Genomic DNA, 26324 nt, shown 5'->3' with positions numbered 1-26324 from the left:
GACCTGAAATAACAGCAAAAAGCTGCGTGTTGCAGAGAAATTCGTGAACAGACTTCATCAGCGTGTCTCACAATGAAATGTTAGACTGATTTCGACGCAGATTCGCCTGAAGTTCAATGAACAAGATTTCAAGGGACCGAAACGGAGGAACCCTATGACGCAGACCATAGACTTCATTTACGATTTTTGCAGCCCGAACGCGTTTCTCGCCCATAAGATCCTTCCCCAACTTGCCGAGCGCCATAACGCAAGCATTACATATGTGCCTGTCCTTCTACCTGCGGTGTTCAAGGCGACGCATAACCAAAGCCCGTTTCAGGCATACTCCGAAAACCGCCAGAAAACGGCCTATTTGACGCATGATCTGCATAGGTTTGCCCGCCGTCGTGGGCTGAGCTTTCATATGAGCCCGCATTTTCCGATCAATACCAAACTTGCCATGCGCGGTGCGTGCTTTGCCAATGGAAAACCTTGGGAAGTCAAATATATAAACGCGATTTTTGATGCAATTTGGGTGCATGGTCAGAAGGCGGACGAGATCGGTGTCTTAACGGATATCCTGCATGAAAACGACTTGCCCGTTCGCAAAATTCGCGAAGCCATGTCGAGCCCCGACGTTAAACTGAAACTGAAAGAGATAACCAAGTCGTCGGTTCGGCGAGGTGTGTTTGGGGTTCCCAGCATGTTCACCGGGGCTGAGCTGTTTTTTGGAAAGAACAGTCTGCCAAATCTTGAAGTTGAACTTTCAAGGCAAGATAGTGACATAAAAACAGCTTGATAGGTCGTCACTCTAATGTGGACTCAAGAGCTTTCAGGCCGTGCTGGGCGAATATAGGAACATATGCGCCAAAAGCCTTTGCGCGGTCGGGGTCTGACGCGTTCCCATTCAGCGCGCGTTTGTAGACACCCTGTAGAATGCCCGCCATGCGAAAGAAATTGAAGCCCAAATAAAAGCCGAAATTGTCTATGCCATCCAGGCCTCGACGTTTGCAGTATTGGGCAATGAATGCCTCATCGCTGGGCAGGCCCAGGCTGTTTCGATCCACACCCGCCAGCCCCCGGCCCTGTTTTCCCGGCGGCAACTGCCATTGCATGATTACTGCGGCCAGATCCGCATAAGGGTGACCGATCGTCGACAGTTCCCAATCCAACACCCCGATACATTCCGCCCGGTTCGGCGCAAACATCAGGTTGTCGATGCGGTAATCCCCATGCACCAGCGTGCGCTGTCCGTCATCGGCCGGTACCGAGGTCTCTAGCGCTGAAGCCAGCGCATCCATATCCGCAATGGCCGAGGTCTCGGACGCGCGGTATTGCTTGGTCCAGCGCGCGATCTGACGCTCGTAATAGTTGCCAATCGGCCCATAGTCAGACAGGCCAACGGCATCGATATCCACCATGTGCAATTGGGCAAGAACCCTGTTCATTTCGTCAATGATGGCGGCGCGGGTTTCGTTGCTTTCTTTGGGCAGGGTTGGGTCCGGAAACACCCTGCCCTGCAAGCGTTTCATCACATAGAAGGCCGAGCCGATGACGCTGTCGTCTTCACACAGCAGATACATCGTGGGCACCGGAACCTCGCTCCCGGCAAGGGCGCTTTGAACCCGAAATTCGCGATCAACGGCATGTGCCGATTTCAGCAATATTCCGGCGGGTTTTCGGCGCAGTACGTATTCCTTCTCTGGTGTGCGTAACTCAAACGTCGGGTTGGATTGCCCGACATCAAATTTCCTCGCCTCCAATGGCCCGTTGTAGCCGGAAAGATGCGCGCTCAGATACGCATCTACCGCCGCCAGATCCAGATTGGTTTCGGTTTTCATCGGCTGTCTTCCCGTCACAGGGCCTCGGCAAAGATGTTTCCGGCGGTCACCACGTTGATCCCACCCGAAACCGGGATCACTGCGCCTGTCACATAGCTGCCGCCGCGACCGCACAGGAACAACATACAGCCTGCAATATCCTCGTCCCGTCCGACGCGACCCAGAGGTACAGACTTGCCAACCCGTTCTCTGATATCCTCATCGGCTGTCGCAAAGGCAGTCATGCGCGACACAAACGGCCCCGGAGCGAGTGCGTTAACCGTAATGTGGTGCGGCGAAAGTTCCTTGGCCAAGACCTTGGTCAGGTGCAAAACAGCAGCCTTTGAGGCCGAATAGCTGTAGGCCCCATCGCCCATTGGGACTTCACCCATGACTGACCCCACATTGACAATGCGCGCCGGGTCTTCGGCGGTGCCTGATTTCATTAGCATTGGCAAAAGCCGCTGGGTCAGTTCAAATATCCCTGTCACGTTGACAGACATGACCTTTTCCCATGCATTGTAGGGAAACTGCCCCATGGGAGCACCCCAGGACACCCCCGAATTGTTCATCAAGATGTCTAGTTTGTCCGTACGCGCCTGAATGTCAGAGACCAGCTTGCCTATACCGGCTGCGCTGCCAATGTCACCGGCAAAGCCTTCGGCGCTGCCCGGCGCGTCCAGCGCGTTCAGTTCTGCGGCGACCGTGGCACAGGCGTCTCCTTTTCTTGAGGCAATGAGCACGCGCGCGCCCGCACGAACCAGCGCCTCGGCTGCCATGCGGCCAATACCTGTCGCCCCACCTGTTACCAAAGCGGTTTTGCCGTGAAGCGAAAAGAGGGTGTCGGGGGTCATTTTGTGCTCCTCAGTTTCTTTGTCACCAGTTCATCGTGATACAAATTGCGTTCCTCTTGCCGTCGCGGCAGGCGTTGGACCGTAGCGTTGACAAAAAACCATGCTGCACCAAAACTTCCTCGACACAAAGTACAGGCAGATCAGAGGCGGTATGCAAGCATTACTCAGCGTCGCACCGGGCGGTCCCGAAACCCTGGAGCTTACGACCCTACCAGATCCGCAGCCGGGCAAAGGCCAACTTTTGATCGGTGTGAAAGCAGCGGGTGTGAATTTTCCGGACACGTTGATTATCCGCGATCTGTACCAGATGAAGCCGCCACGGCCCTTTGCTCCGGGCGGTGAAATTGCGGGTGAAGTTCTGGCTGTGGGCGAAGGCGTCAATGGATTGAAGCCAGGCGACCGTGTTTTGGCCCTAACCGGGCATGGTGGGTTTTCGACCCATGTCACGCTCAAGGCGGACACTGCAATCCGAATTCCTGATGCGATGCCCTATGAAGATGCCGCCTGTTTCATTTTCACCTACGGCACGTCCTGCCACGCGTTGAAGGATCGGGCGGAGATTCAACCCGGTGAAACCCTGTTGGTACTGGGTGCCGCCGGAGGTGTGGGGTCAGCCGCCATTGAACTGGGCAAAGCCATGGGTGCCAGGGTGATCGCAGCCGTTTCATCACCTGAAAAGGCCGAATTCTGTAGCCAGATTGGTGCCGATGACGTGGTGATTTACCCGCGCGACATGGACAAGGATGCGCAAAAAGCCTTCTCAGCCGAAGTTAAGAAACTTGCCGGTCCTGAAGGCGTAGACATCGTCTACGACGCTGTTGGCGGTACGCTGGCCGAACCGTCCCTGCGCAGCATGGCCTGGAAAGGTCGTTACCTTGTCGTCGGTTTTCCAGCGGGCATTCCGCGGATTCCCTTGAATTTGGCCCTTTTGAAAGGATGTCAGATCGTTGGTGTGTTTTGGGGCGCGTCAGTTTTCCGCGATCCAATCGGCCATGCTGACAACGTCAAGAACCTGTTCGATCTGTACACAGCCGGCAAAATCAAACCCCGAATTAGCGCCCGGTTCCCGCTTGCCCGCGCGCACGAGGCGCTTGAACAATTGTCGCAGCGATCCGTTCTCGGAAAAATCGTTGTCACCATGGCGGAAAGTTGAAGCCCTTAACAAAATAGCGACCCGCTTCGTACACCGGTTTTTCGACTGTACTCGATCCGGCAAAGGCAGGTAGACAACCCAACCTTTAGGCGTCTATGTACCATTAATGGGGATCGTGAAGACATGCACAACGTTTTGGTATTGAACGGCCCAAACCTCAACCTGCTTGGCACACGGCAGCCCGAGGTTTACGGCAGCACCACTCTGAAGATGATCGAGGAGGAGTGCCAGCGCCATGGCGCGTCCATTGGCCTTGAAGTCTCGCATCTGCAATCCAACCATGAGGGTGTGTTAATTGATGCGATCCACGGCGCACGCGGTGTGCAAGATGGCCTTGTGATCAATGCGGGGGCGTTCACACACACGTCGGTTGCGCTGATGGATGCCATCGCGTCAGTTGACCTGCCGGTTGTCGAAGTTCACCTGTCCAACATCCATGCAAGGGAAGCATTCCGGCACAAGTCCTATATTGCGCCTGTTGCTCTGGGGCAGATCTGTGGCTTTGGCGCCCAAAGCTATGTTCTTGCTCTGGACGCGCTGGCCGCGCATTTGAAAGCAGGTGGCACGGCATGACCCTCAGGGAATATCTGCGGTTTGTCAGCTATGCCAAGACCCTGGAAGACCTGTGGGATGCGCATTGCCGACAGATGGCGGAATTCGGGTTCGATCGTCTTATCTACGGCCACACGCAATACAGGACGGCAACCTCATTGGGTGATCCAGAGGACTTTGTCATTCTGACTAACCATAACCGTGCCTATGTGGATGGCTTCATCAAGGACGGTTTGTATTTTCACGCCCCCATGTTGAAATGGGCGCTGGACAATGAAGGTGCCGCCAGCTGGAAAATGTTGCTGGACATGCATTCTCGCGGGTCGATGACCGATAAAGAGCGTGAGGTTTTCGAGTTCAACAAGTCCATGGGCGTCGTTTCTGGTTACACCATCAGTTTCAACTCGGTCTCTGTGCGCTCGAAAGGGGCGATTTCCCTATCCGCCAAGGAAGGGATGAGCCAGGAAGACATTGACGCGATCTGGCAAGAGCATGGTGAAGACATTCTTTTGATGAACAACGTTGCGCATCTGAAGATCCTGACATTGCCTTTCAACCCACCGAACCGGGCCCTGACAAAGCGTCAGCGCGAGGCGTTGCAATGGGTTGGTGACGGAAAAACCACGCAGGACATAGCCTTGCTGATGGGCCTGACAGCGGCAACTGTCGAAAAGCATCTTCGACTCGCCCGTGAGGCGTTGTCGGTTGAAACGACGGCTCAGGCTGTTTTGAAGGCATCTTTGCATAATCAGATGTTCATTATGGAAGTTTAGGAGTGTTTTTATGACGCCATCCCGCGTCAGTTTACCCTAGGTAAGGAAATCACTACTTTTCAAATCTAACCTAAAAGTTGCAAAGTGAGAGTGTTCCGTGAGTGGTGGCTTTAGCCAGGGAACATTCGGTTGGATCTTTGCGATTTCAAAGCTCTCCAATCACTCTGACAAGGGGGCGCCTATTCGTCCGCGTACCTGTGTCGGAATTTTGGGGGGCCTCGACCATCCCCATCATGCGGGGCCCTCCAATCCTTCACTTCTTTGCCAATTCTCTGATGTGCCACCAACAAAAAAGGGCTACGCGACGCGTAACCCTTTCACTTTGTTCAGCAAGGCCCCTGTCGGAGCCTTTCTTTAGCCCTGAGCAGCTTTTGCGACTTCGGCAGCGAAGTCTTCTTTTTCCACAACGATTCCTTCGCCAACTTCCAGGCGAACAAAGCCGGTGATGGTTGCGCCGGCTTCTTTTGCAGCGGCTTCAACGGTCAGATCAGGGTTCACAACGAATTGCTGGCTCAGCAATGTCGATTCGGCGACGAATTTTTTCATGCGACCTTCGATCATCTTTTCGATCACCTGCTCCGGCTTGCCGGATTCGCGGGCGATGTCCATCTGAACCTGCTTTTCCTTCTCGACAATTGCCGGGTCCATGTCGGCCTCGGATAGGGCAGCCGGGTTCACAGCGGCGATGTGCATCGCAACCTGCTTGCCGATAGCTTCATCACCACCCGACAGTGCAACCAGCACACCGATTTTGCCCATGCCGCTGGTCGCAGCGTTGTGCACATAAGACACAACTGTTTCACCTGACAGTTTGGCCATGCGGCGCACCGACATGTTTTCGCCAATGGTGGCGATCTTGTCGGTCAGCGTGTCGGCAACGCTTTTTCCGCCCAGATCAGCGGCCAGCAGTGCTTCGATGTCGTCCACACCTTCAGCAGCGTTTGCAATCTTGCTGACCATTTCCTGGAACTCAGCGTTTTTCGCAACGAAATCGGTTTCCGAGTTCACTTCGACAGCAACACCGTTGCCACCGTTGACGTGAACAGCAACCAGACCTTCTGCTGCGGTACGGCCTGATTTCTTGGCCGCTTTGGCCAGGCCTTTGGTACGCAGCCAGTCAACGGCGTCGTCCATGTTGCCGCCGGTTTCGGTCAGCGCTTTTTTTGCGTCCATCATGCCTGCGCCGGTCGAGTCGCGCAGTTCTTTAACCATTGCTGCTGTGATTGCCATCTTTTGGCTCTCCTCAATTCAAACGGAATTGGGGCAGGTCATACCCTGCCCCATATGTCATTTACGTGACGGGCAGCTTACGCTTCGGCAGGGGCTTCTGCGGCTTCTTCCGCAAGAGCTTCTTCAACCGGAGCTTCTTCGAATGCGCCCAGATCAACGCCTGCTGCGCCCATCTGCGCGGTCATACCGTCCAGAGCGGCGCGTGCGGCCAGATCACAGTACAGAGCGATTGCGCGTGCCGCGTCGTCGTTGCCGGGAATGATGTAGTCAACGCCATCGGGCGAGCAGTTGGTGTCGACTACAGCCACAACCGGGATACCCAGTTTGTTGGCTTCTGCGATGGCCAGTGCTTCTTTCTTGACGTCGATGACGAACAGCAGGTCCGGAACGCCGCCCATTTCGCGGATACCACCCAGCGACGCCTGAAGTTTGCCTTGGTCACGTTCCATGCCCAGACGCTCTTTCTTGGTCAGGCCTTCTGCGCCCGATTCCATGGCTTCGTCGATCTGGTTCAGACGGTTGATCGACTGGGAAACGGTTTTCCAGTTGGTCAGCGTGCCGCCCAGCCAGCGGTGGTTCATGTAGTACTGAGCCGACTTTTCAGCCGCTTCAGCGATCGGGCCAGCTGCCTGGCGCTTAGTACCAACGAACAGAATGCGGCCACCTTTTGCGACGGTGTCACGAACAGCCTGCAGAGCCTGATCCAGCATCGGAACGGTCTGGGTCAGGTCCATGATGTGGATGCCATTGCGCGAGCCGTAGATGAACGGGCCCATGCGGGGGTTCCAACGCTGTGTCTGGTGACCAAAGTGAACGCCAGCTTCCAGCAGCTGACGCATGGTGAACTCGGGAAGAGCCATGCAATTTTCCTTTTCCGGTTTACGCCTGGGCGGGGGTGAAAGAAGCGGACGCTCCAACCGGCGGTCTTGATGAGGATGTCTCCCTCAAAAAGGCCAAACCCCGCCTGCGGGTTTGAATGGCGCGCGTATAAGGCAGGTTTGCGCGCTACGCAAGGGCCAATCGCCCCTATTTTTCAAGCTGCGCCAATGCGTGCGCATGCCTGACGGCGTCTTCACAATGGGCGGCCAGAGCCTTGCGGTTTTCAAAGTCGCTGACCCGCGCTGGCGCATGATATATTAGTTCAACAGTTCCTTGCCGACGTGCGCCAAGGGTCTTCAGCAAATGCGGCCCGAACTCCATATCCCCCCACCAGCCATAAAAGCGTTTTGGCTGGCCTTTGGGCGCGTGAAACACCACAGAAACGGGTTGGATATACATGAAATCACGCAACTCATCTGCAAAGAACGCGGCGAAAAGCGTTGTTTTGAAAGGTAAAATGCGAAGCCCGTCGGTTGAGGTGCCTTCGGGGAAAAACAACAGTTTGTGACCCACTTTCAGGCGGGTTTCAAACAGCTTGGTTTGTTCCTTGGCTTTCTTGCGATCCCGTTCGATGAACAGCGTCCCGGTCGCACGGGCCAGCCAGCCGATACCGGGCCATTTGGCAACTTCTGCCTTGGAGACAAAATAGACCCGCTTGCGCGCGTTCAGAGCAAAGATATCCAGCCAGGACGTGTGGTTTGCCACCACCGCCCCCCTCTCTTTCATCAGCGCGCCTGATGTGCGGAATCCGATGCCAAGAATTCGAAACGCGTTGCGGCAGACAAACTGTGTGATGAACGGCGTCACAGGTCGCCGGACGCCGAAAATCGGATACTCGATCAGGCGAACGGCCAGAAGGATGATCAGGCCACCAAAGACAAGGGCCGCCAGCGGGACTCCGCGCAGAATGACCAGAACCCATCCGGTAACGCCCAGCTCGATCGGATCGGGCGCGTCTTCACTATTCCAGAGCGGGTCGTTCACAGCGTCACGCCCCGCCATAAATTCGACGCTGCCGTTCATTCATGCGCGTCGTGTCGAGGATCAGGCACACATCCGTTGTGTTGAAGGTGTGGTCGATAAAGGCGCCCTCGCCCACGAAACCACCCAAGCGAAGGTAGGCTTTGATCAATGCTGGCACCTGAACCATGGCGGCGCGGCGGTCCAAAGCCTCTGGTTTCACAAGGTCCATCGACTGAAAAACATCGGGCTGCGCCCGTACGCGCAACTCTGGCGGAGCCAGATGGTTGTGGTGAAGCATCGACAAGGGCTGCGCCAATGTGGCCACGTCTGTTCCGTGAAAACTCGCAACGCCGAACAGCACCTCAATGTCACGTTCCGCTACATAAGCGGCCAAACCGTTCCACAGGTGGTACATTGCCGTACCCCCACGGTAGTCGGGGTGTAGGCACGACCGTCCCAACTCCAGCAGTTTGCGCCCACTGTTCTTGAGAACGGTCAGGTCATATTCATCTTCGGAATAGAATTGTCCCAGTTCCGCAGCACGTTCGCCCGGTAACATCCTGTAGACGCCAATAATTTCGCCGGTGTGATCATCATAGGCCAACATATGATCGAAATACGGGTCGAAACGATCTTTCTCGAGGCCAGCATCGTGATCAACCATCTCTCCGCCGCCCCCCAACTCACGCACGAAGACGTCATAGCGCAGGCGTTGAGCTGCTTGCAGGTCGGCTTCGGTCTCGGCCAGTTTTACGGTGAAAGAAGGGCCAGTATCCGGCATATGGGGTGATCCGTGTTCTTTTGGCTGCTGATACCGCAGTTTTTCAGCCAAAGGCAACAAGCCCCGCTTCGGTCAGCGTTGTTAACCTTTCCTAAACCACTTTCACAGATCAAAGACCGGCATCAGGGCGATGCGCGTTCCGTCGATCACCACTTTTCCCTGCTCGCGAAAGTTCACGGTGATCTTGCCTGCAATGTTGGACTGAACCTGTCCGACGCCCCATTCGGGAAAATCCGGGTGGCGGACAAACATGCCCGGTGCAAGTATAGCATTCATGTCTGTCATAGGGGCCTCCGGGACGTGCGGCAGATACAGTCGGAGGTACGCATGGGCGAGAGCAACGTCAACCTGGCCGAATTGATCGGTTCGCGGATTTGCCATGATCTGATCAGCCCGATCGGCGCGATCACCAACGGGCTTGAGCTGTTGGATATGGTGGGCGCCGTACAGGGCCCCGAGATGGAACTGATCTCGGGCAGTGTCGGAAGTGCCGGGGCACGTATACGCTTTTTCCGCGTTGCCTTTGGCTCGGCCAGTGATCAGCCGCTTGGTCGGACCGAAGTAACCGAACTGCTGAAAGATATCGAGCGTGCCGGGCGGATACGGGTCAACTGGAACCTGACCGGGCCTGTGCCGCGTAATCAGGTCAAACTGGCCTTTCTGGCGCTTATGTGCTGCGAAAGTGCCATGCCGCTGGGCGGCGCAGTCGAGATCGTCAATCAGGGCAACAATTGGATAGTGACCGGGGTTGCAGACCGGTTGAATGTCGATAGTGATCTTTGGAAGAACGTCGTGACAGGTCGGTTTCCCACCAAGATCACGCCCGCGCACGTTCAGTTCGCGTTGTTGCCTGAAACGGCAGCTGCGATGGGCCGGCGGATTGCCGTTGAAACCTCGGCAACCCGCGTGTCACTTCGGTTTTAAGCCCGGATCGTTCCGTTCCCGCGCACGAGATATTTGAAACTGGTCAATTGCGCCGCCCCAACCGGTCCGCGCGCGTGCATCTTGCCCGTCGCGATTCCGATTTCTGCCCCCATGCCAAACTCGCCACCATCCGCAAACTGAGTCGAGGCATTGTGCATCAGGATTGCGCTGTCCAGACGCTCAAAGAAACGGGCCGCAGCCGTGTCATTCTCGGTCATGATGCAATCGGTGTGGTTCGAGCCGTATTGCTGAATATGAGCAATCGCGGCATCAATATCGGCAACGGGCTTCGCCGCGATCACGCTGTCGAGGAACTCTTTTCCCCAGTCTTCCGCCGTAGCAGCAACTGTACCCTCCCCAGCGAGGACACCGTCGGCGTGAACCTCGACGCCTGACTGGACCAGTGCCGCAACCACGTCACGCCCCAGTGTGTCGGCGATATCCTGATGAACCAGCAAGCATTCAGCGGCTCCGCAAATACCAGTGCGGCGGGTCTTGGCATTCAGCACAACTTCCAGCGTTTTCTGCGGATCAGCAGCCTTGTCGATGTAAATGTGCACGATGCCTTCGAGATGGGCAAAGACCGGCACACGGGCCTCTCGTTGTACAAGGCCTACCAGTCCCTTGCCTCCGCGTGGAACGATGACGTCGACATAGTCGGTCAGCGTCAGCAGCTCCTGCACCGCGGCGCGGTCGCGTGTGGGCACAAGTTGAATGGCGTCTTCGGGCAGGTTCGCGGCCTTCAGCCCTTCGACCAGACAGGCATGGATCGCGGTTGAGGAATGAAAGCCTTCGGATCCGCCACGCAGGATTACCGCATTGCCCGATTTCAGGCACAGCGCCCCGGCATCCGCAGTCACGTTGGGTCGGCTTTCGTAGATCACGCCAATAACCCCCAACGGTGTCCGGACGCGCTGGATGTTAAGGCCCGTGGGCATATTCCATTCAGACAGAACCTCACCTACCGGGTCGGCCTGCTCCGCGACGGTTCTCAGCCCGTCCACCATGTCCTGAACACGCGCCTCATCCAGCATCAGGCGATCCATCATTGCGGGGCTCAGTCCCTTGTCGCGGCCGAATTCCAGATCTTTTTGATTGGCTTCGATGATCCGTGCCCGATTGGCCCAAACCGCGTCTGCGGCTGCAATCAGCGCTGCGTGCTTTCGTTCAGCTGTTGCGAAAGCCAGTTCACGCGAAGCGGCTTTGGCACGTTTCCCAAGATCTTCCATCAGAGCAGGAATGCTATCGAAGTCTTTCATATCGCGTGCCTTTCAGATCATCTTATTGAAGGTTAAAGGGCGAGGTCGTCCCGGTGGATGAGGGCTGCGCGGCCGGGATAGCCCAGCGTCGCTTCAATCTCAGAAGACTTACGCCCCTTGATCGCATCGGCTTCCTGCGCCGTATACCGGCTTATCCCCTGAGCCAGACGGCGGGATTCCAGATCAAGGACGGCGACAGGATCGCCGCGACCGAAATCTCCGGTCACTTCCACAATCCCGGCAGGGAGCAGGCTTTTGCCATTGGCCAGTGCCTTGGCCGCCCCCTCGTCCACGGTAATCTCACCCCGAGGTTTCATCGCCGAAATCCATCGTTTGCGGGCTGCGTGTGGATCCAATGTCGCGGTAAACCATGTGGAATTGGCACCGTTTTCAAGCGTTTTCAGAGGGTTCAGAACCGACCCTTCGGTAATCGCCATGGCGCAACCGCCCGCGGTTGCCATCTTGGCCGCCAACAGTTTTGTTTTCATCCCGCCTTTTGACAGGCCCGAGCCCGCATCACCGGCCATGGCTTCAATCTGGGGTGTGATCCTGTCGATTGTCTCGAAGCGCTTCGCCGAAGTGTCTTCCTTAGGATTGCCCGAATAGAAGCCATCCACATCCGACAGCAGAATCAGTTGGTCGGCCCCTACTGTCACGGCGATTTGCGCGGCCAGACGGTCATTGTCGCCATACCGGATTTCGTCCGTTGCAACCGTGTCGTTTTCATTGACGATCGGAACGACGCCCAACCCAAGCAGAGTTTCCAAGGTTGCGCGTGAGTTCAGATACCTGCGGCGATCTTCGCTGTCTTCAAGCGTCACCAGAACCTGCGCTGTAGTGATCCCATGGGGTGCCAACGCCTCTTCGTAGGCGCGTGCAAGCCGGATTTGCCCAACCGCAGCAGCAGCCTGCGACTGTTCCAAAGGCAGTGCCGCCATCGGCAGGCCCAATACTCCGCGGCCAAGTGCAATCGAACCGGATGAAACAAGGATCACATCTTTCCCCTGCCCCTTGAGCCAGGAAACATCTTGCGCCAACGACAGCAGCCAGTCAGACCGCAGCAGGCCAGTGTCGCGATCAACCAGCAAAGCCGACCCGATTTTTACCACCAGACGGCGTGCCGAGGTCAGGGTTGCCAAGGCTGTGCCTCCTCAGCGGGTTTCTGACGCACACGGTTGTCGTCAATCTGGCTGCGCAGCGCCCGCAGAACTTCGGTTACACCCAGATGCGCCACACCGGACATCGTCATGACGGGGCCGCCCACGGCCTCCTCAAGCTCTGCGACGGCAAGGGCACGTTCTTCGTCATCCAGCGCGTCGATCTTGTTCAGAACAGTGATCCGGGGCTTTTCAGCCAGCTCGCCGCCATAGGCTTCCAACTCGTGAATGATCGTGCGGTAATCATCGGCGACCGTCGCAGAGGTGCCGTCGACCAGATGCAACAACACGGCACAGCGTTCCACGTGACCCAGAAAACGGTCACCAATGCCACGGCCTTCATGAGCACCTTCGATCAGGCCCGGGATATCGGCCACAACAAATTCGACGTTGTCCACGCCGACAACGCCAAGATTGGGGTGCAGCGTGGTAAACGGATAGTCGGCAATCTTGGGCCGCGCATTCGACGTGGCCGCCAGAAAGGTCGACTTGCCTGCATTCGGCATACCCAAAAGACCCACATCGGCGATCAGCTTGAGCCGCAGCCAGATTGTGCGGTCAATCCCCGCCTGCCCCGAATTGGCGCGGCGCGGGGCCTGATTTGTGGCAGATTTGAAATGCAGGTTGCCAAACCCGCCATTGCCGCCCTTGGCCAGCAGAACACGTTGCCCGACTTCGGTCAGGTCGCAGATGACGGTTTCTTCGTCTTCGTCCAGGATTTCAGTGCCAACCGGCACACGCAGAACGATATCGTCCCCATCCTTGCCGGTGCGTTGCTGCCCCCGGCCCGGTTGCCCGTTTTTGGCGAAGAAGTGCTGCTGATAGCGGAAGTCGATCAGGGTGTTTAGCCCATCCACAACTTCGGCCCAGACAGACCCGCCTTTGCCGCCGTCCCCGCCATCGGGGCCGCCGTATTCTATAAACTTTTCGCGTCTGAAGCTGACGCAGCCGCTACCGCCGGCCCCGGACCGGATGTAGACCTTTGCGAGATCGAGAAATTTCATGTGTGTCCCCTACTGCAAAGGCCCCATCGGCCACAAGTCAGAGTTTTTTACTGTAAGTCCAGGTGGGCACATTCGCATCGCGTGCCACCGAATAGCTTTCCGCATCGCCCAGATACTGGAACCCACAATGGGTCAGGACCCGGGCCGAGGCCGGATTATCCTGAAACACACTGGCGAACATCGTCGCGTTCTCCAGCGGGTTGGCGTTAACAAGTGCTTCGACAGCCATCGAGGCAATGCCCGTGTTCCAATAGATCGGCGCGACCCAATAGCCGACTTCGGACTGATTCCGGTCAAGTCGTTTCAGCGAAATCACACCGATCAGTTCCGGACCTCCGTCCTTGGTGGCATCCATGACCCAGACGTCTTCATCCCGGTTGTCGGCCATCGAACGGGTTACAAAGGCTTCGATCGATCCGGGGGCCAGTGGATGTGCGATACTGGTGGTCATCCGCGCCACGCGCTCATCACCTGCATAATGCTCGATAAGGCCCATGTCCGACCGGCGCAGGGGGCGCAGATCGAACCGCTCGGTTTCAATGACCGGCTGATTAATTATTGTCTCAAGCTTCATTGGTGTGTTCCTCCTCCGAACAACACGAATAGTACGGACGCGACCGTAAGACCCGCCAACGTCCACATCAGATATTTTTCCGCCGGGCGACCTTCAACCGCATGCGCGATTCTATCCCCGGCAAAAGTCCAAATCGGGTGCAAAACGATCTGGCAGATCAACAAACTAAGAGCGATCGTGAGCGTTGCATCAAAGCTGGACGTCCCCGCCGCGACAAAGCCGGTAAAACCCGCAACAATCATGGCCCAGGCTTTTGGGTTCAGCGGATGCACGATCAACCCCGCCCAGAATCCCGGAACATCACCGACCGCATTTTCGCGCGACAATCGCAAATTCGCGATCTTCCACGCCAGCCAGCAAATATATGCAGCCGAAGCATATTTCAGCGCCGCAAAGGCCGTCGGAACCTGTTCCGCCAGTTGCAGCAAGCCAAAGCCCACGGGCCAGATAATCAGCTGCTTACCAAGCACGACACCGGCCACAAAAGGTAATGCGGCACGAAACCCATAGCGCGCACCCGTTCCCAGCAGGACCATGTTGGCCGGCCCCGGCGTACCGACCTGAGAGGCGGCAAAGATCAGGAAACTGGTGGTTGCGACTGTCATCGGTTCTTTCGGTCACGACTGCGTTAAAACGAGAAAGGGGACCGGCACTTTGTGCCGGTCCCCCATGAATTTTTCTTAAACCTTCTGGGTCTCGGCTTACTCTGCGGCCTCCGCCACTGGCAGGACCGAAATAAAGGTGCGGTTTTTAAGTCCCTTGTGGAACTTCACGGCGCCATCGACAGTTGCAAAGATGGTGTGATCTTTGCCAATGCCTACGCCTTCACCCGGCCAGAACTTGGTGCCGCGCTGACGCACGATGATGTTGCCTGCGATAGCGGCCTGGCCACCATACAGTTTTACGCCAAGGCGACGACCAGCTGAGTCGCGACCGTTACGGGAGGAACCGCCAGCTTTTTTATGTGCCATTCTCTCTCTCCTTAGCCTTTAGCCAATTCTTTGGCTTGCTCAACCCATTCGGGTTTCACTTTGACCGTTTCGATAGCAGCAATCTGCTCATCCGACAAGGCGGCCAGAGCGGCAAAGCTCTCGATACCGGCCTCAACCAGCTTCTTGGCGGCGGCAGGGCCGACACCGTTCAGTTGGGTCAGATCGTCAGCAGCGGCAGCAGCGGGTGCTTCAGCCTTGGCTTCGGCTTTCTTGGCAGGCTTTGCAGCGGGTGCCGCCTCGCCAGCCGGAGCGGAACCGGTTGCAGCTTTGATGCCCGATTTGTCGGCGCCCGACGCAAGAATGTCGGTGATTTTGACCAGTGTCAGTTTCTGACGGTGGCCAACGGTACGCTTCGAGCTGTGCTTACGACGGCGTTTGACGAACTTGATGACCTTGTCACCTTTGATCTGTTCGATCACTTCGGCCTGAACGCCTGCGCCTGCAACGAAAGGTGCGCCAACGACCGGAGCGTCACCGCCCAGCATCAGAACATCGTTGAATTGAACTTTTTCACCTGCGTCGGCAGCCAGTTTTTCAACGCGGAGGATATCGCCCGCCTGAACCTTGTACTGCTTGCCGCCAGTCTTGAGGACCGCAAACATGCGTCTTTCCTTTTCTAACCCGCGTTCTGTGGTCCCCGGCTGGGTGTTTTGGCCCCAAGAAACTTGAAAGCCACCTCGAACAGCGCGCCCCTTTTCGGGCTGTGTGAATGGCCCCTGACAACGTCATGAGGGCCAAATAATAACGATACCCGGCGCGGAAAACCTGCCGGGATGCGCGCTTATCCATAGATTACAGGTAAAAGTCAACACCAAAGCGGCGTCAAAGATCGGACGCCCTCAGCGCCTGTCCAACCGCCTGCCCCAAGCGATAGGAAATATCATTGAACATGCGATCAAAGCCGTCAAACACGGCCTCATTCAAGGCCTGTCCCGTCTCGGTTCTGGAAAACGCGATATTTTCGCGCATCTGAGCCTCGTCCAACGGGCGGTAGGCCATAAGAAGAAACGAGAAAAGCCACTCCTCAGTGTCCTCGGCCCGGCTATCTTTCTGCAATAAAAGCTCGGCCAGAAGTTCCTGATCATCGGTCCGCGCATCAACATCAAGCCCCTGAAAGAAGCTGTAGTCAGACGTCAATGCCCCCTGAACATTCTTTTCGATCAGGTCATTTGCCTCGATATATTCCTTGACCAAAGCAAACTGAGCGGTGCTGCGTTCTGCGGATTTGTAGGCTTCTCGGGCCATGTCTTCGATTGCCTGATCCGACATGGCGCGCCGGGCCGAGTTTTCCAGTGTTACGATGGTCTGGCCAAGATCGCTTTCAAAAAACAAGATGGCCTGATCAAGCTGAACATCGGACATACCTTCTTTGAAGGCGTCCGTCAGATGTTCCCGCATCCAAAGGGGATCGTAGATACGATTGACCTGCGACTCGAAAAAAGCGCCACCCTTGTTATCCAAAAAAGTATCGTCAAGAGTCTCGCGATGGCCCTGCCCCTCGTAAACAAGGATTTCCATCACCTGTGTCAGACGCATGGCTTGTGCCAGCCGATCGACTTTTCCATCGGCATACAGCGGCAGTGCCCAACACAGGGCGACCACAAATGCCAGAATAGCGCGCTGCATCAAATGTCCTGTGCCGGGTGCAACTCGGCCATCCGCGCGGCCAGAACCTCGAACCTCATGGCCATGATCTCATATTGGATGGCGTTCAACAACTCGTAGACTTCCTGCATCAGCGGCTGTTCCAGCGCGTCAACATATGTATCCACATCGGCGTCGGAAAAACCTTGATAGGTGTAAGCCGCACCGGCCAGATTAGACAGTTGCAGCGACTGGCGCATTGCCGGTTCATTTTGCTTCATCAATTCGCGCAGTTCATCCCCGCCCAACTGCAGCTCGATGACCCCCGATGCGCTGGCCGCCAGAAGGAAACGCACCTGAATTTCCTGCAAGGCACGCAGTGCCGTGCCTGTGGAATCAATCGCGTTGTTCATGCGTTTAAAACTTTCGACCCGTTTCGATCCGCTCTTGATCAGGTCAGAGATAATCCTTTGACCAGCCAATTGCTTGACGTCATCGTCCTCCTGCATGTGTGAGGCATTTTCGGCCACGACCAGACGTTGACCAAGGTCAGACGCATAAAACTCCACCGCGTGTGCCAGGGCTTCGTCACTTAGGGTCTGTTCCAGAATGGAAACTGCGGTGTCGTGCATTGCACCGACTTCAAAAACCTCGTCCGTCAAACGGGTCCAGTCCGAGCCGAAACCCTCTGGGTCAACACCTAACATCTGCGGCGCGGACCGTGAGCTCAGGGCGATGCTTTCAAGAGCTACGTCAAAACCGGTCGTCGTCAGAAAAGCCTCAATCCGATCCCGGTTCGCCGCAGAAAGCTCCAGAGGAACCAGAACCAGCGCCAGAAACGGGGCGAGAAACCAAAAGGCGATGCGGTGTGCAAACTGTGTCATACCTTTCAGAGTAGGTGTTTTGCGCCGGCAGGCAACGGAAAATCCCGGCAATCACGATTTCCGGAATTTTCTGCTTGCGCCCCCGTTCGTTCCTGACTAAATCCCCCCCTCACAGACCCCCGCGGAGAGGTGCCGGAGTGGTCGAACGGGGCGGTCTCGAAAACCGTTGTGGGTGCAAGCCCACCCAGGGTTCGAATCCCTGTCTCTCCGCCACATTCCCAATATCGAAGGCTGTCAGAAAACGTCTTCCGGTCTGATTTGGGTTCTCAACAAAATTGCAAGTGGTCCGCTGTCAGAAACTATAGTGGCCTGGGTCACCCGGCGTGTTCTTGCCGTGAAATCTGGTGCAATCAGCGTAGCACGGCCCAAACCTGTATTCTGCTGAGAATTCACAGGAATTCCCCTTTGTATCTCCGCTACATTTAACGCATCCCGGCGACACATTTTCCAAAGGAGACACACATGTCGCGTATTCTTATCCTGATCATCATCGCCGCTGTCGGTGTTGGTGGTTACTACTATCTCAACCAGTCCGAACAAACTCCGGCTGAACAAGTGCAATCCGCAGCGCAGGAGGCGGGCGATGCAGTGGCTGATGCCGCGTCAACTGCTCAGGAAGCTGCGACTGACGCGCTTGAAGACGCAACAGAACAGGCCAGCGAGGCAGCTTCATCCTTGACCGAACAGGCGCAGGAAGCCGCATCGTCGGTTGCCGATCAAGCCAGTGAGGCAGCTTCGTCTGTCGCGGAGCAAGCATCCGAGGCAGCACAGCAAGCCGGTGATCAGGTGGCGGCGCTGGCGGGTCAGGGACAGGAATTGCTGAGCTCCTGGATTCAGGAAGGCAAGCTGGACCCCACCAATTTCGACTATGAAGGTATCATGACCTCGATTCAGGACAGCACATTGGCCACGGATCTGAAAGAACAGGCGATCAAGATCGTAAATGACATTAAAGAGTCGCCTGAAACCATCGCCTTGAAGATTCAAGAACTGACCGCGCTGTTGACGCAGCAATAACAAAAAAGGGGCCGGTAGCCCGTTCCCGGCCCCTACCCCGCACGCCAATTTTCCAGTCGTGCCCTTACGTTATCGTTTCTCTGAATTGACCCAGTGTGCGGCTTTTGATTGGCTGCCCCGACAACACATCCTCGCCCCGGGGTCGCCCGTTGGCAATCTCCTGTTTAAGGGGGTGTGCGCATTGAACAAGCCATCTTGAGGATGATCCCATGACTGACCTGCCCCAAACAATGAAAGCTGCCATCCTGAAACACGGCGGGTACTCGGCCACTTCGACCGGACCGGTTATCGAGGATGCAGCAGACTGGCTTGAAGCAGCAGAACTGCCCGTTCCCAAACCCGGCCCCGGTCAGGTTTTGATCCGCCTGCGCACGTCGTCGGTCAATCCGTCCGACCTCCACTTCATCAAGGGTGAATACGGCCAGCCGCGCGTCAAAGGTGCGGCGGCCGGATTCGAAGGCTGTGGCGACGTCGTTGCAACCGGAAAAGGTGCCGAGGCTCTGAAGGGACAGCGCGTCGCTTTCGTGGCCGCAGGTTCCGGCGCCTGGGCGGAATACATCGTGACGCAGATGCAAATGTGTATTCCCTTGCGTCCGGATATTTCAGATGATGACGGTGCCGCGCAAATCGTCAACCCTCTCACCGCGATGGCGATGGTGGACATGGCAAGGGAAGACGGTGACGCATTTGTGATATCCGCTGCGTCCAGCCAATTGGGAAAACTGATGTGCAGCCTCGGGCGTGATCTGGGGTTGAAACCCATCGCGCTGGTGCGCCGGGCCGAGACAGTCGATACGCTGAAAAGTCTTGGAGCAGCCGAAGTGCTTGTGACTTCCGATCCTGAAATTGTCGAGAAATTTGCCGCGATAAGCACCACGCTGAAACCTCGGGTCTTCCTTGATGCGTTGACGGATCAACTGTCCGAGAAACTGTTCTGCACCATGCCCAACCGGGCGCGCTGGGTCAGCTACGGCAAACTTTCGACCGAAGCGCCAACGCTTTCTCAGACCGGCCAGCTGATCTTCATGGGCAAACGGATCGAAGGTTTCTGGCTGACGCAATGGATGATGTCGACACCGCCCGCTGACCAAATGCGGGTTGTGGCCGAAGTTCAGGCCCGCTTTGCCGATGGACGCTGGAAAACGGATGTTTCCGAACACCTTACTCTCGAAAATCTTGTGTCGAATCTTGCCGATGCGCTGAAAAAGAGTGACGGAAAGGTGATTATCACCCCATAGTAGAACTCACCTGCGTTACCGGAGGATACACGCGGGCGGACGAAGACGCTGGAAAACCGGTGGAGGGAGGACAGTGTGGATAACGCGCAGCTGCTGATTAGCGGGCTGGCGAACGGGTGTGTCTACGGCCTGATCGCGCTTGGCTTTGTACTGATCTACAAGGCTACCGAAGCGGTGAACTTTGCGCAGGGCGATTTCATGATGCTGGGCGCATTTGTGACCATCGGCCTGACAAATACCGAATACATGGGGTTGCCGTTCTGGCTCGCTCTGCCTGTTTCATTGGGAATAATGGGCGCGCTCGGTTTTCTTCTGGATCGCCTGATCATTCGCCGCTTGTTCGGTGAAAGCCAGACCGCCGTTGTCATACTGACCATTGCTTTGGGCTTTGTGATCCGTTTCGTTGCCGGTCTGATCTGGGGGCACGAGCCGCAAACGCTGCAAAACCCGCTTGCGGGCAAAGAAGTGCGAATGGGCGGTCTTGTACTGGGGATGGAGGATGTCGCGATAATCGTTGTTACGGTGCTGCTGACATGGGCACTCTATGTTTTCTTCAGCCGCACCAAGCTGGGTCTGGCGATGCAGGGTGCCTCGCAAAACCAGCTGGCAGCTTATTACATGGGCATTCCCGTCAGGCGTGTTCAGGGATGGGTCTGGGCTTTGGCCGGAGGCGTTGCAGGAATTGCCGGAATTCTCTTTGCTGCAAAAGGCGCTGTGGATCCGACAACCGGACTGCTGGGCATCAAGGCGTTTGCCGCCGCCGTTATCGGCGGATTCGGCAGTTTGCCGGGTGCATTGGCCGGAGGGCTGATTGTCGGCATTATCGAACCCTTCGCCAGCCGGTACATTGCGGCAGGTTACAGCCAGGTCGCGCCATACGCTTTGCTGCTTGCCGTCCTGATCTTCCGACCAAACGGGCTGTTCAGTCAGGTCCGGGTCAAGAAGGTCTGAGCCATGCGGATCGTTTTCAAAACCGACTACATGCAGGATATCCGCCCCTGGAAAGACGGGTTCCAGCTGCGCCTTTATCTGCTTCTACTGTTTGTCGTCGCGGCCGCGCCTTTCGCACTGGACGATTTCTATCTGGGTGAACTGACAAACGTTCTGATCTGGGCCATCGCCGGGCTGGGTCTGATGATCCTGACCGGACATACAGGGCAAGTCAGTCTGGGTCATGCGGCCTTTCTGGCCTTTGGCTGTTACGCCAACGTGGCCCTGATTGAGGCAGGCGTGCCGTTTCTGGTCGCGTTTCCGCTGGCCGGAATTCTGACCGGGATCGCGGGCGTGACCGTCGCAGTCCCTGCCCTGAGGCTTCACGGTATCTACCTGGCGATCTTTACCATGGCGCTTTCCATCCTGATGGATGACATCATCGTATTGTCCGAGCCGATCACTGGTGGTGTCGCGGGTAAATATATCGGCGGGGTCGAGATCTTTGGCCTTACGGTTGACCGCTGGGGGACGCCTGATCTTTTTTACTGGCTGGTTTTGTTCGTCACCGTTCTGGTCACGTTGGGATATATAAACCTGCTGCGGGCCCCGCTAGGACGTAGCTTCATCGCCGTTCGCGACTCCGAGGTTTCGGCGCAGGCGATGGGTGTCGATATCGCGCGAACAAAGATGATTTCATTCGCCTTGTCCTGTGCGGTTACAGGTTGGGCCGGCGCGTTGATGGGTCTGTTTGCTGGTGCGTTTAACAATGAAACCTTCAGCGTCCTGATCTCGATCCAATTGCTGATGATGATCGTTATCGGCGGGCTGGGCTCGATCCACGGCGCGTTTCTGGGCGCGATTGTCATCGGTTTTTTGCCGCAGTTTCTATCGATTTCAAAGGAATATGTCGGCGCGATCATCGGCGGAAACACCGTTGCCATTCCGGGGCTGGAGTTCGGCATCTTTGGCATGATCCTGATCGGCTTCATCCTTTTCGAACCCATGGGCATCTATGGCCGCTGGCTGAAAATCCGCACCTGGTTCGAACTGTTTCCCTTCTATCGCAAGGACATGTTCAAACGGCAGAAATCCTATCTCAAGACGGAGCGTCTGAGATGAGCTTGCTTGAATTTGAAAACGTTACCCTGAAATTTGGTGGCCTGACGGCCGTGGACAATTTGTCCTTCGAAGTTCAGCAGGGCGAAGTCTTTGCCATAGTCGGGCCGAATGGCGCGGGCAAATCGACGGTCTTCAATCTGATCTCGCGCTTTTACGAACCGTTTTCAGGGTCGATTCGGTTTGATGGTCACGATCTGCTTCGGGTCAAACCGTCAGGCGTGGCGGCCTTTGGTGTGGCGCGGACCTTCCAGAACATTGAGCTCTTCGAACACGCAACTGTCCTGCAAAACCTTTTGGTTGGACGGCATCGGCACCGCAAGACGAACCTGATTTCGGAACTTTTGTTCACCCCTTCAGTCCGACGGCAAGAGCTGGAGAACCGGGAAAAAGTTGAACAGATCATCGATTTCCTCGACCTGCAGGCCTATCGCGACAAGTTGATTTCCGGGCTGCCTTACGGCGTGCGCAAAGTGGTCGAAGTTGCACGTGCCCTGGCGACCGATCCCAAGTTGCTGCTGCTGGATGAACCGGCCTCGGGACTGTCAGTGGAAGAGACGACCGATATGCGTTGGTGGATCGACGATATCCGGCGGCAAATGGGCATTACCGTGCTGATGGTCGAACACGACATGGGATTGGTATCGGGCGTGTCCGACCGGGTCCTGGCCATGGCAGATGGGGCAAAGCTGGCCCTCGGGCCACCGGCAGACGTGCAATCGCACCCGGCCGTGATCGAGGCCTATCTGGGGAAAGCCTCATGAACGCTCCGATCTTGCAAGTCCGCAATATCGAAAGTTTCTATGGCCCAATCATGGCCATTCGGGGCGTTTCGCTGGATGTTCACGAAGGAAAAATCGTGTCGATCCTTGGCGCAAACGGCGCGGGCAAGACCACCTTGATGAAAACCATCTCTGGCGTGATGGACCCGGAAAAGGGAACGATCACCTTTGACGGCGGTGACATTCAGGGCTGGGAACCGCACAAGGTTGTCCAGCGCGGGGTGGTTCACATCCCGGAAGGGCGCGAAGTTTTTCCACTTCTGACGGTTGATGATAACCTGAGCCTCGGCGCCTACACCCGCAAAGACAAAGACCAGATCGAACAGGATCGTGAGCTGGTCTTTCGTTATTTTCCGGTTCTGAAAAGCCGTCGGTCGCAAGAGGCCGGAACCCTTTCGGGTGGGCAGCAACAGATGCTGGCCATAGGGCGCGGATTGATGGCCAGACCTCGTATCATGTTGCTGGATGAGCCGTCATTGGGCCTGTCCCCTCTGCTGGTGCAAGAGATCTTTGGCATTCTCAAACGTCTGAACGAAGAACAGAATATGACGATGTTGCTGGTTGAACAGAATGCCAATGCGGCGCTGGAACTGGCGCATCACGGCTATGTCATGGAGGTGGGTCGCATCGTCATGGACGGGGCCGCGGATGCGCTTTTGCGATCCGAGGATATTCAAAGCTTCTATCTTGGAAAACAAGAAGAAGGCGCGCGCGAAAGCCGCCGCTGGAAGCGGAAAAAGACGTGGAGGTAAAACGGATGGACGCCACGCCCCTCCCCCCTCAGGTCGTGATAAACGGCGTTCAGTTCAACGCAACAGCAGGACAGCGCCCGGTACGAGTTGATGGCTGCATCACCATTGCCGAGTTGTTCCAAAGCCGATGTGCCGAACTGGGCAGCCGAACGGCGCATCGCGAAAAGGACCTGGGTATCTGGAAATCCTATTCCTGGGCCGATTACTGGCAGCATGCCAAATGGATCGGGCTGGCCTTGCGCAAGCTGGGACTGGAACGCGGCGATGTGGTTTCAATCCTGTCCGAAGATCGCAAGGAATGGGCCTGGCTCGACATGGGTATTCAGGGCGTTGGCGGTATCGCTTCCGGCGTCTACACCACGGATTCCGCCAGTCAGTTGCAGTATCTGATCAACGACAGCGGCAGCCGGTTTCTGATTGTCGAGGATGAAGAACATCTGGACAAGTTTCTGGGAATTGAGACCGAGGTTCCCGATCTGATCAAGGTAATCATCCTTGAGGACGAAGGATTGCATGACCTGAACCATCCGCGCTGCATGATGATCGACGAGCTGTTCGCCTTGGGCCACAAGGCCGAGTTGGCCGAGCCCGGGCGCTTCGAAGCGGAAATTGCATTGGCCAAACCGCAGGACACTGCCTTGCTGGTCTATACGTCGGGAACAACGGGTCAGCCGAAAGGCGCAATGCTTAGCCATGAAAATATTCTGGCGGCCATCGAATCCGCGGCACGGGCGCTGCCAGCGCTGCCCAGCGATGAACAGCTGTGTTTCCTGCCTCTGTGTCACATTCTGGAACGTAATGTCTCGGTCTATTTTCCATTGGCGGCCCGCTGCACTGTCAATTTTGCCGAAAGCCCTGAAACTGTTTTTGCAAACCTTCAGGAGGTTTCGCCGACAACCTTCACAGCGGTGCCAAGGGTTTGGGAAAAGATCTACTCACATGTCCAGATCCTAACACAGGAAGCCACGCCTTTGGGGCGGCTGGCATTCGGTTTGGCATTGAAAGCTGGTGCGCGCCGTGCCGGATATCTGAGCGCAGGCCAACCAGTTCCATCCGGCGTCGCCACCAGATTCTGGTTCTGGGATCAGCTGGTTTTGAAAAACCTGCGCCGGATGCTGGGTCTGGACAAACTGCGACGAGGCGGAACAGGTGCCGCCCCAATCTCGACTGATCTGCTGAAATGGTACTGGTCCATCGGCGTGCCGTTGGTGGAAGGGTTCGGGATGACCGAAACTTCGGGCCTTGCCACACTCAACACCACAGACAGTAATAAGATCGGAACCATAGGCAAAGCCGTCGAAGGGTGCGACATCCGTATCTCGGGCGATGGCGAAATCCAACTGAAGGGCCTGAACATTTTTCAGGGATACTGGCGCAACAACGCGAAAACGGCAGAAACCTTTACCGCCGACGGCTGGCTGCGTACCGGAGATATGGGGACATTAGATAAGGATGGCTATGTCACCATCACGGGCCGCCTGAAGGACATTATCATCACCGCAGGTGGTAAGAACATCACCCCAGCCGAGATCGAAAGCCGCCTTAAGTTCAGTCATTATGTCGCGGACGCAATCATCATCGGGGACAGGCGTAAATTTCTGACGGCACTGATCATGATTGATCAGGAAAATGTCGAAAAATACGCGCAGGGCCATAAAATCCCCTTCTCGAATTTTGCCTCGCTATGCGCGGCACCGGAAATCAGGCAGTTGATCAGTTCGGAAATTGCCGCTGTGAATGCAGAATTTGCGCGGGTCGAGCAGATCAAGGATTTCCGTCTGATTGATGTCCTGCTGACCGCTGAAGACGACGAGCTTACAGCCACGATGAAACTGAAACGCGGATTGGTTGAAAAGAAACACGGGCATCTGATCGAAGACATGTACACTTGACCAAAAGATTAACGGGAGGAAAGAGATGAAGAAATTACGCAACAGGCTGGTGGCTGCATCACTGCTGACAGCATCGGCAACACTTGGTTGGGCGCAAACACAGGGCGTGACCGATGATGAGATTGTCATTGGTTCGGTCAACGACCTGAGCGGGATTTTTGCCGCGGTTGGTGTTCCGGCAACCAAAGGTGCAAATGTCGTCTTTGATCGGGTGAATGCGGCTGGCGGCGTGCACGGGCGCAAAATTCGTTACGTGGTCGAAGACAACGGCTATCAGATGCCGCGAGCCATGCAGGGCTATAACAAACTGCTGAATCGCGACAAAGTATTCGCCATGCTGCAATCGCTTGGCACGCCGATGAACATGGCAGGGTTCAAGCTGTTGGATCCCAAAGGCATTCCCAACGTAGCGCCTCTTACAGCTGCGCGTCAGATGTTGCAGGAACCCATGCGGAACAAGTTCACCTCCTTCTCGACCTATTTCGATCAGGCGCGCGTTGGCGTGAACTATCTGGCAGGCGAGTTTGGCTCAAAGACGGTCTGCACCATGTACCTGCCGACAGATTTTGGTGAGGAAATTCTAGAAGGCAGCAAGGCCGGAGCCGAAGAGGCCGGGATCACTTTTGGATCAGAAACCACCCATAAACCGGATGAAACGGACTTTGTCGGATCGCTGAGCAAGCTCAAGGAAGAGGGTTGCGATATCGTCACCATGGCGCTTGGGGTGCGGCAGGCAATCACCGTCGTGGGCACCGCAAAGAAAATGGGCCTGACTGATATGAAATTTCTCGGCACCTCGGCCAGTTTCCTAACGGTCGTGGCGCAGGTGCCCGGTGGCGTGACTGATGGATTCTACGCGGCAGCTTCGTGGCAGGATCTTTGGGCGCGTGCGGATCAACCTGCCCCGGCCGCATTTATCGAGGAATACAAGGCAGCCACAGGCGAAGATCCGGTCGGATTTGCCATGCTGGGTTATTCGGCGGCTGAAATGATGGTTAAGGCGTTGGAGGCCGCAGGCCCTGATCTGACGCAGGACAGTTTCATCGCAGCGATGGAAACGCTGGATTATCAGGACGATCTGGTTGGCAACCACATCACCTATGGTCCTGAGGATCATCAGGGCGCGGATACTGTGTTCGTCAACGTTGTTGAAAACGGTGCGTGGAAACTCGTTCACGAAGAATGAATCCCTGACCCGCGCAAAGCAAAAGGGCTCGCAAGTGCGAGCCCTT

29 protein-coding genes and 1 tRNA gene are annotated in these 26324 nt (G+C 56.2%); 14 read left to right on the top strand and 16 right to left on the bottom strand.

What is annotated here, in order from left to right:
- The first annotated feature begins 154 nt into the window (after nt 1-154).
- The gene (locus ACR0DS_RS07775; RefSeq protein ID WP_480537865.1) at nt 155-778 is read left to right on the top strand and encodes a DsbA family protein; all 624 of its coding nucleotides are present in this window, start codon (nt 155-157) and stop codon (nt 776-778) included.
- A gap of 7 nt (nt 779-785) precedes the next feature.
- Here ACR0DS_RS07775 and ACR0DS_RS07770 read toward each other — a convergent pair whose 3' ends face one another.
- Nucleotides 786-1820: a phosphotransferase family protein gene (locus ACR0DS_RS07770; RefSeq protein WP_480558394.1), complete on the bottom strand. Its 1035-nt coding sequence runs from the start codon at nt 1818-1820 to the stop codon at nt 786-788.
- A gap of 14 nt (nt 1821-1834) precedes the next feature.
- Complete coding sequence (locus ACR0DS_RS07765; RefSeq protein WP_480558396.1) at nt 1835-2653, bottom strand: SDR family NAD(P)-dependent oxidoreductase; 819 nt, start codon at nt 2651-2653, stop codon at nt 1835-1837.
- A gap of 151 nt (nt 2654-2804) precedes the next feature.
- Between ACR0DS_RS07765 and ACR0DS_RS07760 the strand changes: the two genes are divergently transcribed.
- From ACR0DS_RS07760 to ACR0DS_RS07750, 3 genes are all read left to right on the top strand, one after another.
- Nucleotides 2805-3806, top strand: a complete 1002-nt coding sequence (locus tag ACR0DS_RS07760) for an NADPH:quinone oxidoreductase family protein (protein WP_480537860.1) — start codon at nt 2805-2807, stop codon at nt 3804-3806.
- 123 nt (nt 3807-3929) lie between these two features.
- A complete protein-coding gene (aroQ, locus tag ACR0DS_RS07755) occupies nt 3930-4379 on the top strand; it encodes a type II 3-dehydroquinate dehydratase (RefSeq protein ID WP_480485650.1) in 450 nt (149 codons plus the stop codon).
- Nucleotides 4376-5131 (top strand): autoinducer binding domain-containing protein, encoded by a 756-nt coding sequence (locus tag ACR0DS_RS07750; protein ID WP_480480951.1) that lies wholly within the window; start codon nt 4376-4378, stop codon nt 5129-5131. Before aroQ ends, ACR0DS_RS07750 begins: the two co-directional genes overlap by 4 nt.
- Before the next feature lie 354 nt (nt 5132-5485).
- Here the strand turns inward: ACR0DS_RS07750 and tsf are convergent, their stop codons facing one another.
- The 5 genes from tsf to ACR0DS_RS07725 all read right to left on the bottom strand — a co-directional run bounded on the left by tsf (nt 5486) and on the right by ACR0DS_RS07725 (nt 9269).
- Nucleotides 5486-6361, bottom strand: coding sequence for a translation elongation factor Ts (tsf, locus tag ACR0DS_RS07745; protein ID WP_480480953.1), 876 nt, complete (start codon nt 6359-6361; stop codon nt 5486-5488).
- A 77-nt stretch (nt 6362-6438) separates the two neighbouring features.
- Nucleotides 6439-7221, bottom strand: a complete 783-nt coding sequence (gene rpsB, locus ACR0DS_RS07740; protein ID WP_209503940.1) for a 30S ribosomal protein S2 — start codon at nt 7219-7221, stop codon at nt 6439-6441.
- A 166-nt stretch (nt 7222-7387) separates the two neighbouring features.
- Entirely contained in the window at nt 7388-8263 is an 876-nt protein-coding gene (gene olsA / locus ACR0DS_RS07735; protein WP_480485654.1) for a lyso-ornithine lipid O-acyltransferase, read from the bottom strand.
- Nucleotides 8229-8984 carry an L-ornithine N(alpha)-acyltransferase gene (gene olsB / locus ACR0DS_RS07730; RefSeq protein WP_480480957.1) on the bottom strand — a complete coding sequence of 252 codons (756 nt, stop codon included), beginning with the start codon at nt 8982-8984 and terminating at the stop codon, nt 8229-8231. The genes olsA and olsB overlap by 35 nt, the downstream gene beginning before the upstream one ends.
- 102 nt (nt 8985-9086) lie before the next feature.
- The gene (locus ACR0DS_RS07725; protein ID WP_267364751.1) at nt 9087-9269 is read right to left on the bottom strand and encodes a DUF3553 domain-containing protein; all 183 of its coding nucleotides are present in this window, start codon (nt 9267-9269) and stop codon (nt 9087-9089) included.
- A gap of 42 nt (nt 9270-9311) precedes the next feature.
- On the opposite strand from ACR0DS_RS07725, the gene ACR0DS_RS07720 reads away from it, so the two are divergent.
- Nucleotides 9312-9908, top strand: a complete 597-nt coding sequence (locus tag ACR0DS_RS07720; RefSeq protein ID WP_480480960.1) for a histidine phosphotransferase family protein — start codon at nt 9312-9314, stop codon at nt 9906-9908.
- Here ACR0DS_RS07720 and ACR0DS_RS07715 read toward each other — a convergent pair.
- From ACR0DS_RS07715 to ACR0DS_RS07675, 9 genes are all read right to left on the bottom strand, one after another.
- A complete protein-coding gene (locus ACR0DS_RS07715; RefSeq protein WP_480558398.1) occupies nt 9905-11167 on the bottom strand; it encodes a glutamate-5-semialdehyde dehydrogenase in 1263 nt (420 codons plus the stop codon). The two genes, ACR0DS_RS07720 and ACR0DS_RS07715, sit on opposite strands and share 4 nt — an antisense overlap.
- 32 nt (nt 11168-11199) lie before the next feature.
- Nucleotides 11200-12306, bottom strand: a complete 1107-nt coding sequence (gene proB, locus ACR0DS_RS07710; protein WP_480505190.1) for a glutamate 5-kinase — start codon at nt 12304-12306, stop codon at nt 11200-11202.
- Complete coding sequence (obgE, locus tag ACR0DS_RS07705; RefSeq protein WP_209596239.1) at nt 12294-13328, bottom strand: GTPase ObgE; 1035 nt, start codon at nt 13326-13328, stop codon at nt 12294-12296. The genes proB and obgE overlap by 13 nt, the downstream gene beginning before the upstream one ends.
- Before the next feature lie 37 nt (nt 13329-13365).
- Complete coding sequence (locus tag ACR0DS_RS07700; protein WP_480472732.1) at nt 13366-13902, bottom strand: GNAT family N-acetyltransferase; 537 nt, start codon at nt 13900-13902, stop codon at nt 13366-13368.
- On the bottom strand, nt 13899-14507 hold the full coding sequence (locus ACR0DS_RS07695) for a LysE family translocator (protein ID WP_480558400.1): 609 nt from the start codon (nt 14505-14507) through the stop codon (nt 13899-13901). The genes ACR0DS_RS07700 and ACR0DS_RS07695 overlap by 4 nt, the downstream gene beginning before the upstream one ends.
- Nucleotides 14508-14603: 96 nt before the next feature.
- The gene (gene rpmA / locus ACR0DS_RS07690) at nt 14604-14873 is read right to left on the bottom strand and encodes a 50S ribosomal protein L27 (protein ID WP_050602452.1); all 270 of its coding nucleotides are present in this window, start codon (nt 14871-14873) and stop codon (nt 14604-14606) included.
- 11 nt (nt 14874-14884) lie between these two features.
- On the bottom strand, nt 14885-15496 hold the full coding sequence (locus ACR0DS_RS07685; RefSeq protein ID WP_480480969.1) for a 50S ribosomal protein L21: 612 nt from the start codon (nt 15494-15496) through the stop codon (nt 14885-14887).
- Nucleotides 15497-15716: 220 nt separating this feature from the next.
- The gene (locus tag ACR0DS_RS07680) at nt 15717-16520 is read right to left on the bottom strand and encodes a DUF2059 domain-containing protein (protein ID WP_480558402.1); all 804 of its coding nucleotides are present in this window, start codon (nt 16518-16520) and stop codon (nt 15717-15719) included.
- Nucleotides 16520-17362 (bottom strand): DUF2059 domain-containing protein, encoded by an 843-nt coding sequence (locus ACR0DS_RS07675; protein WP_480558404.1) that lies wholly within the window; start codon nt 17360-17362, stop codon nt 16520-16522. The genes ACR0DS_RS07680 and ACR0DS_RS07675 overlap by 1 nt, the downstream gene beginning before the upstream one ends.
- Before the next feature lie 123 nt (nt 17363-17485).
- Here ACR0DS_RS07675 and ACR0DS_RS07670 point away from each other — a divergent pair.
- From ACR0DS_RS07670 to ACR0DS_RS07630, 9 genes are all read left to right on the top strand, one after another.
- A tRNA-Ser gene (locus ACR0DS_RS07670) sits at nt 17486-17575 on the top strand.
- A gap of 249 nt (nt 17576-17824) precedes the next feature.
- Nucleotides 17825-18379: a hypothetical protein gene (locus ACR0DS_RS07665; protein WP_480558406.1), complete on the top strand. Its 555-nt coding sequence runs from the start codon at nt 17825-17827 to the stop codon at nt 18377-18379.
- Nucleotides 18380-18588: 209 nt separating this feature from the next.
- A complete protein-coding gene (locus tag ACR0DS_RS07660; protein ID WP_480558408.1) occupies nt 18589-19617 on the top strand; it encodes an alcohol dehydrogenase catalytic domain-containing protein in 1029 nt (342 codons plus the stop codon).
- A gap of 75 nt (nt 19618-19692) precedes the next feature.
- Nucleotides 19693-20568, top strand: coding sequence for a branched-chain amino acid ABC transporter permease (locus tag ACR0DS_RS07655; protein ID WP_480485668.1), 876 nt, complete (start codon nt 19693-19695; stop codon nt 20566-20568).
- Between the two features lie 3 nt (nt 20569-20571).
- Nucleotides 20572-21669 (top strand): branched-chain amino acid ABC transporter permease, encoded by a 1098-nt coding sequence (locus tag ACR0DS_RS07650; protein WP_480558410.1) that lies wholly within the window; start codon nt 20572-20574, stop codon nt 21667-21669.
- A complete protein-coding gene (locus ACR0DS_RS07645; RefSeq protein ID WP_480558412.1) occupies nt 21666-22430 on the top strand; it encodes an ABC transporter ATP-binding protein in 765 nt (254 codons plus the stop codon). The genes ACR0DS_RS07650 and ACR0DS_RS07645 overlap by 4 nt, the downstream gene beginning before the upstream one ends.
- Nucleotides 22427-23200, top strand: a complete 774-nt coding sequence (locus tag ACR0DS_RS07640; protein WP_480558414.1) for an ABC transporter ATP-binding protein — start codon at nt 22427-22429, stop codon at nt 23198-23200. Before ACR0DS_RS07645 ends, ACR0DS_RS07640 begins: the two co-directional genes overlap by 4 nt.
- A 5-nt stretch (nt 23201-23205) precedes the next feature.
- Nucleotides 23206-25092 (top strand): AMP-dependent synthetase/ligase, encoded by a 1887-nt coding sequence (locus ACR0DS_RS07635; RefSeq protein ID WP_480558416.1) that lies wholly within the window; start codon nt 23206-23208, stop codon nt 25090-25092.
- Between the two features lie 25 nt (nt 25093-25117).
- The gene (locus ACR0DS_RS07630; protein ID WP_480558418.1) at nt 25118-26278 is read left to right on the top strand and encodes an ABC transporter substrate-binding protein; all 1161 of its coding nucleotides are present in this window, start codon (nt 25118-25120) and stop codon (nt 26276-26278) included.
- Nucleotides 26279-26324: the final 46 nt, after the last annotated feature.

Source organism: Ruegeria sp. AF5, assembly GCF_056541905.1.
This window is presented reverse-complemented; position numbering and strand designations above follow the sequence as displayed.